The 10,733-nt window shown below is 42.0% G+C and carries 11 protein-coding genes, 2 tRNA genes and 1 rRNA gene; 13 read left to right on the forward strand and 1 reads right to left on the reverse strand.

The features are described 5' to 3' along the window. From rrf to tsaD, 7 genes are all read left to right on the forward strand, one after another. A 5S ribosomal RNA gene (gene rrf / locus ACFVSW_RS19865) occupies window positions 1-95 on the forward strand; the annotation flags it as partial. A gap of 99 nt (window positions 96-194) precedes the next feature. After that, window positions 195-268, forward strand: a tRNA-Met gene (locus ACFVSW_RS19870). 3 nt (window positions 269-271) lie between these two features. Further along, a tRNA-Asp gene (locus tag ACFVSW_RS19875) sits at window positions 272-348 on the forward strand. Window positions 349-503: 155 nt separating this feature from the next. After that, a complete protein-coding gene (gene tsaE, locus ACFVSW_RS19880) occupies window positions 504-959 on the forward strand; it encodes a tRNA (adenosine(37)-N6)-threonylcarbamoyltransferase complex ATPase subunit type 1 TsaE (protein ID WP_387318346.1) in 456 nt (151 codons plus the stop codon). Continuing rightward, window positions 956-1,663, forward strand: coding sequence for a tRNA (adenosine(37)-N6)-threonylcarbamoyltransferase complex dimerization subunit type 1 TsaB (gene tsaB / locus ACFVSW_RS19885; RefSeq protein ID WP_387318347.1), 708 nt, complete (start codon window positions 956-958; stop codon window positions 1,661-1,663). The genes tsaE and tsaB overlap by 4 nt, the downstream gene beginning before the upstream one ends. Window positions 1,664-1,675: 12 nt before the next feature. Continuing rightward, window positions 1,676-2,125, forward strand: coding sequence for a ribosomal protein S18-alanine N-acetyltransferase (gene rimI, locus ACFVSW_RS19890; protein ID WP_387318348.1), 450 nt, complete (start codon window positions 1,676-1,678; stop codon window positions 2,123-2,125). Next, on the forward strand, window positions 2,122-3,147 hold the full coding sequence (tsaD, locus tag ACFVSW_RS19895; RefSeq protein ID WP_387318349.1) for a tRNA (adenosine(37)-N6)-threonylcarbamoyltransferase complex transferase subunit TsaD: 1,026 nt from the start codon (window positions 2,122-2,124) through the stop codon (window positions 3,145-3,147). Before rimI ends, tsaD begins: the two co-directional genes overlap by 4 nt. A gap of 422 nt (window positions 3,148-3,569) precedes the next feature. Here the strand turns inward: tsaD and ACFVSW_RS19900 are convergent, their stop codons facing one another. Beyond that, window positions 3,570-5,489 (reverse strand): ABC-F family ATP-binding cassette domain-containing protein, encoded by a 1,920-nt coding sequence (locus ACFVSW_RS19900; RefSeq protein WP_387318350.1) that lies wholly within the window; start codon window positions 5,487-5,489, stop codon window positions 3,570-3,572. Between the two features lie 166 nt (window positions 5,490-5,655). Between ACFVSW_RS19900 and moaC the strand changes: the two genes are divergently transcribed. From moaC to ACFVSW_RS19930, 6 genes are all read left to right on the forward strand, one after another. Continuing rightward, entirely contained in the window at window positions 5,656-6,150 is a 495-nt protein-coding gene (gene moaC, locus ACFVSW_RS19905) for a cyclic pyranopterin monophosphate synthase MoaC (RefSeq protein ID WP_387318351.1), read from the forward strand. A 28-nt stretch (window positions 6,151-6,178) separates the two neighbouring features. Then, window positions 6,179-6,832, forward strand: a complete 654-nt coding sequence (locus tag ACFVSW_RS19910; RefSeq protein ID WP_387318352.1) for a redox-sensing transcriptional repressor Rex — start codon at window positions 6,179-6,181, stop codon at window positions 6,830-6,832. A gap of 114 nt (window positions 6,833-6,946) precedes the next feature. Further along, window positions 6,947-7,570 (forward strand): YhbD family protein, encoded by a 624-nt coding sequence (locus ACFVSW_RS19915; RefSeq protein ID WP_387318353.1) that lies wholly within the window; start codon window positions 6,947-6,949, stop codon window positions 7,568-7,570. Between the two features lie 12 nt (window positions 7,571-7,582). Then, window positions 7,583-8,305, forward strand: coding sequence for a polymer-forming cytoskeletal protein (locus ACFVSW_RS19920; protein WP_387318354.1), 723 nt, complete (start codon window positions 7,583-7,585; stop codon window positions 8,303-8,305). A gap of 15 nt (window positions 8,306-8,320) precedes the next feature. Then, complete coding sequence (locus ACFVSW_RS19925) at window positions 8,321-9,031, forward strand: cytoplasmic protein (protein ID WP_387318355.1); 711 nt, start codon at window positions 8,321-8,323, stop codon at window positions 9,029-9,031. Between the two features lie 11 nt (window positions 9,032-9,042). Beyond that, window positions 9,043-10,557, forward strand: a complete 1,515-nt coding sequence (locus tag ACFVSW_RS19930; protein WP_387318356.1) for an MDR family MFS transporter — start codon at window positions 9,043-9,045, stop codon at window positions 10,555-10,557. Window positions 10,558-10,733 lie beyond the last annotated feature (176 nt).

The following is a 10,733-nucleotide window of genomic DNA, read 5'->3' on the forward strand; positions in this document are numbered from 1 at the left end:
TCACACCCGTTCCCATACCGAACACGGAAGTTAAGCTTCTCAGCGCCGATGGTAGTTGGGGCAGGCGCCCCTGTGAGAGTAGGACGTTGCCAGGCTGTATTATTTTTAAAAATGTGTATATAGTTTATATATTTTGATATATAATAAATTGGTGCACACATGGAGCAAGCTCCAAACTTAATAACTTCTATTGTCGCGGGGTGGAGCAGTCTGGTAGCTCGTCGGGCTCATAACCCGAAGGTCGTAGGTTCAAATCCTGCCCCCGCAATATGGTCCGGTAGTTCAGTTGGTTAGAATGCCTGCCTGTCACGCAGGAGGTCGCGGGTTCGAGTCCCGTCCGGACCGCCATTTAAAATTAGTACGAAACTAGATTTCGTCTTTTTTTATGTCTTTTGCAAACTACATATGAAATAAGCATCCTTAGGAGACATCCTAAGGTTTTTTTTGCAGTTAAATAAGGGTAAAATAAAGATATTGAAATGTTAAAGTGTAAAGGTGATTGGATGAATCAATTTGAACTAGATACAACGAATTCAGAAGAAACCTCGCGATTCGCAGCAAAATTAGCTGGATATTTAAAACCAGGTGATGTTATTGCACTTGAGGGGGACTTAGGTGCAGGGAAAACAACCTTTACCAAAGGGTTGGCGATAGGATTGGAAATTAAGAAAACAGTTAATAGCCCGACATTTACCATCATTAAAGAGTATAAAGGGAAGCTGCCCTTGTATCATATGGATGTATACCGCGTAGCTGATGCATTTGAAGACCTTGGGTTTGATGAATACTTTGAAGGTGATGGAGTGACAGTAGTGGAATGGGCCCATTTAATTGAAGAGCAGCTTCCTTCTGAGAGGCTGACTATTTTCTTGTATCGCGAAGAAGGAGATAAAAGGAAAATGGTGTTAACGCCAAAGGGCGAAAGATATGAGCACCTATGTAAGGAGATTTTTCGATGACCATATTAGCGATTGATACTTCTAACTATTGCTTAGGAGTAGCGCTGTTAGAAGATAATCAGGTTCTAGGCGAGTATATAACGAATTTAAAAAAGAATCACTCCGTTCGAATTATGCCGGCTATTGAGACCCTTATGAAGGATTGTGAGAGGGTGCCAGCTGATTTAACGAAAATTGTAGTGGCGAAAGGTCCCGGCTCCTATACAGGAGTTAGAATAGGTGTTACGATTGCCAAAACATTGGCTTGGACATTACATATTCCGCTTGTAGGGATATCGAGTCTGGAAATTTTAGCTGCAGGAACGGGAAGATACTTTGATGGCTATATATCTCCTTTATTTGATGCAAGAAGAGGTCAAGTTTATACAGGTCTGTATCAATTTGAAAATGGAAAGCTTGTAATGGTAGAGCCGGATCAGTTGATACTTTTAGTGGACTGGGCAGCAAAATTAGTTGAATCGACCAAGCCAATTTTATTTGTCGGGAATGACTTACAAATCCACCGGCCAAGGATTGAGGAACTGCTAGGGTTGAAAGCTACTTTTGCTAGTATCACGGAACATAATCCGCGACCGGCGGAACTTGCATTGTTAGGCAGTGATAAACAAGGAGAAGATATACATTCCTTTGTACCGAATTATATCCGTTTAGCTGAAGCGGAAGCAAAGTGGCTAGAGGCAAAAGGAAAAATTTCAAATGGATAGGATAAGAGAGAAATGGCAGATTCTTACGAGTTTCGTTATATGAGGGAAGAGGATATAGATCAGATAGTAGAAGTTGAGCATGCCTCGTTTACTATGCCTTGGAGCCGGGAGGCATTTTATAATGAATTGCACAATAACAAGTTTGCTGTCTATATCGTTTTAGAGGAAAATAACAAAATCATCGGTTATTGCGGCACGTGGATTGTCATTGATGAGGCACATGTAACGAATGTGGCCGTTTTGCCCGAATATAGAGGAAGAAAATTTGGGGAAGCCTTAATGATGAAACTTATGACTGTTGCCAAAGTGAAGGGGGCAAGAACCATGACACTCGAAGTTAGGGTAACCAATCATACAGCGCAATCCCTTTATCGTAAACTAGGCTTCCAAAATGGCGGGATTAGGAAAAATTATTATGCGGATAATCAGGAAGATGGGTTAGTCATGTGGGTGAATTTATGAAAAATGATCAGTGGATATTAGGAATTGAAACAAGCTGCGATGAAACGGCAGTCGCGATAATAAAAAATGGCCGTGAAATTGCGGCTAATGTAGTGGCATCACAGATTGAGAGCCATAAACGTTTTGGCGGGGTAGTCCCTGAAATTGCTTCACGCCATCATGTGGAACAAATAACAATCGTCATTGAAGAAGCATTGAGTCAAGCGAAGTTAACCTTTGCTGAGCTTGATGCTATAGCTGTTACAGAAGGACCGGGATTGGTTGGTGCCCTTTTAATAGGGGTAAATGCTGCCAAAGCGTTAGCCTTTGCTCATAACAAACCGCTAGTTCCGGTTCATCATATTGCCGGGCATATTTATGCGAACAGGCTGATAACGGAGTTGCAGTTTCCTCTTATAGCTCTAGTGGTCTCAGGAGGGCATACCGAGCTTGTTTATATGAAAGAGCACGGACATTTTGAAGTGATTGGCGAGACGAGGGATGATGCAGCAGGAGAGGCGTATGACAAGGTGGCAAGGACCTTGAATATGCCGTATCCAGGCGGTCCGCATATTGATCGTTTGGCACAGGAGGGAAGCCCGACAATTGATTTACCTCGAGCTTGGTTAGAGGAAGGTTCTTATGATTTTAGTTTCAGCGGCTTAAAGTCAGCTGTCATTAATACGGTCCACAATGCCGAACAGCGCGGCGAAGTGATAGCACCTGAGGACCTTGCCGCCAGCTTTCAAGCAAGTGTGATTGAGGTATTAGTTAAGAAGACGGAAAGAGCCGTAGCTAAGTATGGTGTGAACCAAGTATTAGTCGCTGGCGGTGTTGCGGCAAATAAAGGCCTCAGGGCGGCATTAGAAAAGGCATTCGCGGATAATGACAAGGTAGAATTGGTGATTCCGCCATTATCCTTGTGTACCGATAATGCTGCGATGATTGCCGCTGCCGGAAGTGTGATGTTTGAAAAAGGGATCAGAGCAGGGCTTTCCCTAAATGCAAATCCGGGACTGGATATTGAAATCTATAATGGTTAACCAACTCTTCTGAATAAGAAGAGTTTTTTTTTCGAAAAGGGGGGGAGTGCAGCATAAACGAATCAGTAACGCTATTTACGTCCTTTGTGGATAAGATTTTATAAAAAAAGATAGAAAAAGTAATAAATGTGGATAAGCCTGTGGATTGTGTGGGCAATGTGGATAAAAACGCAACTTATTGTGGATAATGTGGAAAAGCTTATAAAACTCCTGAAATTATTCTGTTTAAAGTGTGAATAAAGTTGTGGAAAAGCGAAGGATTTCTTAAAAATTGTTGATATCCTTTAAAATTTGTTGATATAGTTTCTTTCATTTTCAATTTCAAATTAAAATCTGTCAATAACACACCAGAATTTGCAGATATCATATATATATCCAAAAAAATAATGGTTGAAACCAGACATCCCGCCCGGTTTCAACCATTATTCCGCTAACTCCGCCCATTCCTCCATCAAGTGCTCAAGCTCTGTCTTCGCTTTTTCACTTTTTAGGTTGATTTCCAAAACTTTTTCGTGGTCTTGAAAAATCTCTGGTGCACATAATTGCTGCTCATAATCGCCAATTTGTTCCTCAAGCACTTCGATGCGCAGCTCGATTTCATCTAATTTTCTTTTTCGCTGCCGTTCAAGCTTTTTACTTTCCTTATCCTGTTGATAACTATTTTTCTCGTGCGTTGCGGAATAGGCTGCCTTTTTTGCTAAATCTTCAAGCGCAAGCGCTTCAAGTTCTTTTTGCTCCAGTTTTTTTTCTAGATAATAATCATAATCCCCAAGATATTCACTGCTTCCATTCCCGCTCAGTTCCAGTACCTTTGTAGCGATCCGGTTAATGAAATAGCGATCATGTGAGACAAACAAAATGGTGCCTGGATAATCGATTAAGGCATTCTCCAGCACTTCTTTGCTATCAAGGTCTAAATGGTTAGTTGGCTCGTCCAAAATTAACACATTTGCCTTCTCAAGCATCAGTTTAGCAAGGGCAAGTCGGGCTTTTTCACCGCCGCTTAAGGTAGAAACTATCTTCAGCACATCATCGCCGGAAAATAAGAAATTACCGAGAACCGTCCGGATTTCCTTTTCATTTTTAAGCGGATAATCATCCCAGAGCTCATTCAACACGCGCTTATTGGAGGTTAACTCGGCCTGTTCCTGGTCGTAATACCCAATCGCAAGGTTTGTTCCATATTGAATCGTTCCGGCAAGCGCGGGCAATCGATTGATAATCGTTTTTAACAGTGTTGATTTGCCGATTCCGTTTGGTCCGACAAGGGCAATGCTTTCCCCTTTATAGGCACGGAAGTTGATGTCCTCAGAAATTTTTTCATTGCCGTAACCGACAGCAAGCGAATCCACTGCCAAAACATCATTTCCGCTTTGTTTCTCGATTTCAAACGAGAAGGTAGCGGACTTTTCACCACCTAATGGACGGTCGATAATTTCCATCTTCTCGAGCTTTTTCCGGCGGCTTTGTGCTCGTTTAGTCGTCGAGGCCCGTGCTAAGTTCCGCTGGATAAAGTCCTGAAGATCAGCAACCTCCTGCTGCTGTTTTTCGTAAACCTTCATATCGCGCTCATAATTGGCGGCTTTTTGGTCAAGGTAAGAACTATAGTTGCCCGTAAACCTTTGAATTTGTTTGCGGGATACTTCGTAAACTTGAGTGACTACTTTATCTAAAAAATATCGGTCATGTGAGACAATTAAAATGGCGCCATCGTAACTCTGTAAATATTGCTCAAGCCATGAAAGAGTATCGATGTCGAGATGATTGGTCGGCTCGTCCAAAATTAAGATATCAGGTTTTGTTAATAGTAATTTTCCTAAAGCAAGGCGGGTTTTCTGTCCGCCGCTTAAACTTGAAATCGCAAGCGCGCTTTCGTGGAAACTTAACCCATGGAGCACGGAGCGAATATCTGCTTCGTATTGATAGCCGCCAGTCTCCTTAAATTTCACCTGAAGCTGGTCATATTCCTTAAGAACACGTTCATATCTTTCATTGTCTTCAAACACACCGGGGTCAGCCATCTGTTCCTCAAGCCTGCGAAGCGACTTTTCCATCAATTGAAGCGGTTCGAAGACAGTCAACATTTCTTCCCAAATGGACAAATTCGATTCTAATCCGGTATTTTGCGCTAAATAACCAATGGTTACTTCTTTTGGTTTGATTATATCTCCGCCATCATGTGACAAGTGTCCGGCAATGATCTTTAAAAGCGTCGATTTGCCTGCACCATTGCGGCCAACAAGCGCCACCCGGTCTCGCGTTTGTAATTCTAGCTTAATATTCGATAAAATAAGGTCAGCACCATAATATTTTTGTAGTTGATTGACCTGCAGTAAAATCATTTTCATTCACCTCTTACATACAAATAGTGTACCGTATAACTAGAGTGTCGGCAATAAAGGGCTTTAAGAGCGGGTTTCCTTCAACGAAAAAAATGTTTGAACTAGTTCAAAGTTTCACACACATAATAGGAAAAATAGTGTATGATTTGAGAGGAGGATTTTTTATATGGCAGATTTTACACATTTTAATGAGGAAGGCAGAGCGAAAATGGTCGACGTAAGTGATAAACCAGAAACTGCACGGACCGCTCTGGCACATTCCAGCATAACTGTTAGTAAAGAGATTTATGAAAAGATAACCAATAATGAAATGAAAAAGGGCGATGTGTTAGCTGTGGCCCAGGTAGCAGCTGTTATGGCGGCCAAAAAAACATGGGATCTGATTCCAATGTGTCACCCGATTCCGCTAACAGGAGTGAACATTTCTTTCTCATGGGAAGCGGATCAGAAAGAGAACTATCACCTGCAAATTGCGGCAGCAGTCAAAACAAAAGGGAACACAGGTGTGGAAATGGAAGCGTTAACAGCAGCCGCAGCTTGTGCCTTAACCGTTTATGATATGTGTAAAGCAGTGGACAAAGGGATGGTCATCGGACCGACCTATTTAGTCGAGAAAACGGGCGGTAAAAACGGGGATTATAAACGAACCGATGAAATTTAACTAAATCATTCAAGGGGTGTGGGAGATTATGGGTAATGAAACAATGAAAATACCACAGGCGACAGCAAAACGGCTGCCCCTCTACTATCGATTTTTAAAAAACCTTCATTCTTCCGGTAAACAAAGGGTTTCTTCAGCAGAACTGAGCGAAGCAGTGAAAGTGGACTCGGCAACCATTCGCAGGGATTTTTCCTATTTTGGTGCCTTAGGCAAAAAGGGCTACGGTTATAACGTCAATTATTTATTAACCTTCTTCCGCAAAACCTTAGATCAAGATGAACTAACAAAGGTGGCCTTAATTGGGGTCGGTAATCTTGGTACTGCCTTTTTAAACTATAATTTTTTAAAAAACAATAACACAAAAATAGAATTTGCCTTTGATGTCGATCCGAATAAAATGGGAACGAAGATTCGTGAGGTACCGGTCTACCATCTTGATGAATTGGAGAACGTCCTAGCCAATGAAAATATATCGGTAGCGATTCTAACCGTTCCCGCGCAGGTCGCTCAGCAGATTACCGATCGACTTGTGAAGGCTGATGTGAAAGGGATATTAAATTTTACGCCAGCACGGTTAAATGTTCCTCCTTCCATTCGGGTCCACCATATCGATTTAGCAGTAGAGCTGCAATCATTAATTTACTTTTTAAAGCACTATCCGACCGCAGAGCTAGAAGAATAATATGTTTAAGGGTTTTTCACGAGCATAAACTTGTGGAAAGCCCTTTTTTATTTTTCCCGCTTTACATGCGTAACAGTGTTATGTTACATTATAAAACAGAAAGGGGTTTTCAACATGAGCGAGGAGTTAATTTCTAAGAAGGATTTATTAGATCTAGCAGGGATTTCGTACGGACAGCTGTATCGGTGGAAGCGGAAGGATTTGATTCCTGAAGAATGGTTTATTCGAAAATCGACATTTACCGGTCAGGAAACCTTTTTTCCAAAAGAAAAGATTTTAGATAGAATCGATAAAATCCAAACGATGAAGGAAAATCTTTCGTTAGATGAACTGGCCGATATGTTTTCGCCGAATATTAGTGATTTGCAATTGGAAAAGGATGATTTAATCAAACGTAACATTGTTTCTGCTGCAGTGATGAATTTTTACCTAGAGAATGATAAGAGCGGTCTTACATTTCATTTTCCAAGAATTCTTGAAGTATATGTGTTAGAAAAGCTGCTTCAGTCGGGTGAAATTAATTTGGATGAGGGGAAAATGGTCTTACAAGTATTAAAGGATAATGCGCCACTTATCAAACAAAAAAGCTGTGAATTGGTGATTGCCCGAAAGCTTGGGGTATCTTCGTGCCTATTATTAATTAATGCAGAAGCCGTTCATTTTGAACCGGGAACGAAAATGGTAGTGTCACTGTCACTAATGACTTGTATGGAAGAGATTAAGTCGAAATTATTATAAAGGAGAATGGCAATGGAATTAAAGAATAGAGGAGATTTGGTCATTAATGGGGTTGGGGCATCTAATGGCGGGAAATTCCAGCTTGTTACATTGAATGGACATGGAACGGTTAACAGTGATTTAGAGTGTAGTGACTTTGAATGCAATGGTTCAGGTACGGTCAAAGGCGATGTGAAAGCAAATACAGCTAAAATAAGTGGAAATGCGAGTTTTAAAGGAACGATCGATAGCCAACAGGTTACGGTGGAAGGAACAGCAAAAATTGAGAAAAACCTGTATGCGAAACATCTCTATGTTTCAGGCAAAGCCTCTGTTGGCGGCAAAGTTAAAAGTGAGGAAATAAACTGTCATGGGATTTTATCGGTGGGTGAAGATTGTGAAGCTGAAATTTTTAAAGGAAAATATCGCTTTACGATTGGCGGCCTGTTAAATGCTGATCAAGTTGATGTTGAGATATACGGAGAATGTAAGGCGAAAGAAATTGGCGGACAGACGATAACCGTAAAACAACATAAAGGGTCGTTCATCGGCACGTTATTCAAGCCCTTTTTTAAAACGCAACTGGAAACGGACTTAATTGAAGGGGACATTATTGAACTTGAAAATACGATCGCAAAAGTGGTCCGCGGCAATCAGGTAAAGATTGGACCTAATTGTCAAATTGGCGCAGTTGAATACACGGAAGAATATTCACAGGATAGAAATGCCGTAGTTGGTGAGTCAAAAAAGGTTTAAGAGGAGGAGAAGGTAATGGGAAAAAGCGAAAATCTAATTATTAATGGATCGGGAAGCTATCCTGGGGGCCATTACGATAAAGTCAGCATTAGAGGAGAAGGGACAATTGTAAATGATGTTGATTGTTCCGATTTCCATGTTTACGGAACAAGTGAAGCGGTCGAAAATGCTACTGTTGGCTCCGTGAAAATTATTGGTGAGGCAGAATTTAAAGGGAATATGGAGGCTGACCAAACACTTGTCATGGGGACGATGAAGGTTGGCGGCCATGCCCTTTTGAAAAAAATGAAGATTCTCGGATTGCTCGAAGTCGGCGAAAGACTTAGTGGAGATGATGCGACCATTAAAGGGAGTATTGCGGTTAATGGCGATGTGGAATATGAGACGTTCGATTCTAGCGGCGGTTTTGAAATCACAGGACTTTTAACCGCCGAAACGATTAAAGTTTCATTAAGATTTGGGGAGAGTCGTGCTGAGGAAATTGGCGGCGGGAAAATCACGGTGAAAAGGAAGAAGAATTCACTGCTTTCGTTTGGAAAAGAGACGGGATTCCTTACTGCTAAAGTAATTGAAGGGGACGACATCTACCTTGAAAATACAAAGGCAGATACCGTTCGCGGCAAAATGGTCAAAATTGGCCCCGGCTGCCAAATAGGGTTGGTCGAGTATACCAATGAGTTAACGCATGACCCTTCAGCAATAATAAAAACAAAGACACAACTTTAAAGGAGAATGGGATGGTCACAAAGGAAAGTAAGTTAGGATTGGTTGTTGCAGGATTACTATTGGCGATTTTGATGGCCTCAATGGATAATACGATAGTCGTTACGGCGATGGGGACGATTGTCGGTGACCTGGGCGGGCTCGAAAAATTTGTCTGGGTGATTTCGGCTTATATGGTGGCGGAAATGGCAGGGATGCCGATTTTCGGTAAACTATCGGATATGTATGGCAGAAAGCGATTCTTTATTTTTGGATTACTTTTGTTTATGGCAGGTTCCATATTGTGTGGTACAGCAGAAACGATTACGCAATTAAGTATCTACCGGGCGATACAAGGAGTCGGCGGCGGCGCGCTTGTTCCAATCGCGTTTACGATTATGTTTGACCTATTTCCGCCTGAAAAGCGCGGGAAAATGGGCGGCTTGTTCGGGGCTGTTTTTGGACTGTCGAGTATATTTGGACCTTTGCTCGGAGCGTATATTACTGACCATATCAGCTGGCATTGGATTTTCTATATTAATTTGCCGCTGGGGATTTTATCGCTGATTTTTATTGTTTTCTCTTACAAAGAATCACCGATTCACCAAAAGCAATCAATTGATTGGTGGGGTGCGGTTACCTTAGTTGGTGCCGTTGTATGTTTAATGTTTGCCCTTGAACTTGGCGGACAGACGTATGACTGGGATTCTACGGTCATTTTAAGTCTATTTGCGGGATTTGCGGTTCTTTTTCTCATCTTCTTATTGGTTGAGACAAAAGCGAAGGCCCCGATTATTTCGTTTTCGATGTTTAAGAACCAGCTGTTTGCCGGAAGTACGATTGTTGGCTTGTTTTACGGGGCAGCGTTTATGGCCGCAACGGTTTATATTCCGTTTTTCGTTCAGGGGGTATACGGCGGCAGTGCCACCAATTCGGGGCTGATTTTATTGCCAATGATGCTCGGCTCCGTTGTAACGGCACAGGTCGGCGGGTTTTTGACGACAAAAATGAGCTACCGGAACATCATGTTTTTATCTGGTGTGATTTTGATTATTGGATTCTTGTTATTAAGCACCATCACGCCGGATACAAGCAGGCTGTTCTTAACGCTTTACATGATTGTTATTGGCCTAGGAGTAGGATTTTCTTTTTCAGTCTTAAGTATGGCCGCCATTCATCCATTTGGCATGGAGCAAAGGGGTTCGGCGACATCTACGAGTAACTTTATTCGTTCGCTGGGAATGACGATTGGGATTACCATCTTCGGTACGATTCAGAGAAGTAATTTTAACGGGAAACTAAAAGAATTATTCTCAGGAATGGGGACAATGCCGAAGGGGCAATCTTTTGGCGACTCTCGGGCTTTATTGTCGGAAGAAGCAAGAAGCCAAATCCCGCCGCAAATATTAACGAAAATAACCGACGCCTTATCAAGTTCAATCGTCCACACCTTTACCTGGGCACTCGTCCCCGCAGGCTTGGCCTTCCTGTTCATCTTTATACTGGGGAAAGAACGAATGGTGATCCATCGGGGAGAAGCTTCAAAATAATTGAATGGAAAAAGCTCCTTAGGGTAGGTTGCATTACCTCTTAAGAGACAAAAGAGCTCTTGTGGTAAAAAGAAGCGGGTTGTTGCATTGCCCGAAACTGCCGAAAAAGAGGTAAAGCGGTAAAAGGAAAAGGGTTGCATTGCCCTGAATGGATGAAAAAGAGGTAGAGCGGTAAA

It is taken from the genome of Neobacillus sp. NPDC058068, assembly GCF_042885335.1.
Taxonomy (GTDB): domain Bacteria; phylum Bacillota; class Bacilli; order Bacillales; family Cytobacillaceae; genus Neobacillus.

Coding starts and splice junctions, on each gene's coding strand:
- tsaE (WP_387318346.1), top strand. CDS start 504: ATGAATCAATTTGAACTAGATACAACGAATTCAGAAGAAACCTCGCGA.
- tsaB (WP_387318347.1), top strand. CDS start 956: ATGACCATATTAGCGATTGATACTTCTAACTATTGCTTAGGAGTAGCG.
- rimI (WP_387318348.1), top strand. CDS start 1,676: ATGGCAGATTCTTACGAGTTTCGTTATATGAGGGAAGAGGATATAGAT.
- tsaD (WP_387318349.1), top strand. CDS start 2,122: ATGAAAAATGATCAGTGGATATTAGGAATTGAAACAAGCTGCGATGAA.
- ACFVSW_RS19900 (WP_387318350.1), bottom strand. CDS start 5,489: ATGATTTTACTGCAGGTCAATCAACTACAAAAATATTATGGTGCTGAC.
- moaC (WP_387318351.1), top strand. CDS start 5,656: ATGGCAGATTTTACACATTTTAATGAGGAAGGCAGAGCGAAAATGGTC.
- ACFVSW_RS19910 (WP_387318352.1), top strand. CDS start 6,179: ATGGGTAATGAAACAATGAAAATACCACAGGCGACAGCAAAACGGCTG.
- ACFVSW_RS19915 (WP_387318353.1), top strand. CDS start 6,947: ATGAGCGAGGAGTTAATTTCTAAGAAGGATTTATTAGATCTAGCAGGG.
- ACFVSW_RS19920 (WP_387318354.1), top strand. CDS start 7,583: ATGGAATTAAAGAATAGAGGAGATTTGGTCATTAATGGGGTTGGGGCA.
- ACFVSW_RS19925 (WP_387318355.1), top strand. CDS start 8,321: ATGGGAAAAAGCGAAAATCTAATTATTAATGGATCGGGAAGCTATCCT.
- ACFVSW_RS19930 (WP_387318356.1), top strand. CDS start 9,043: ATGGTCACAAAGGAAAGTAAGTTAGGATTGGTTGTTGCAGGATTACTA.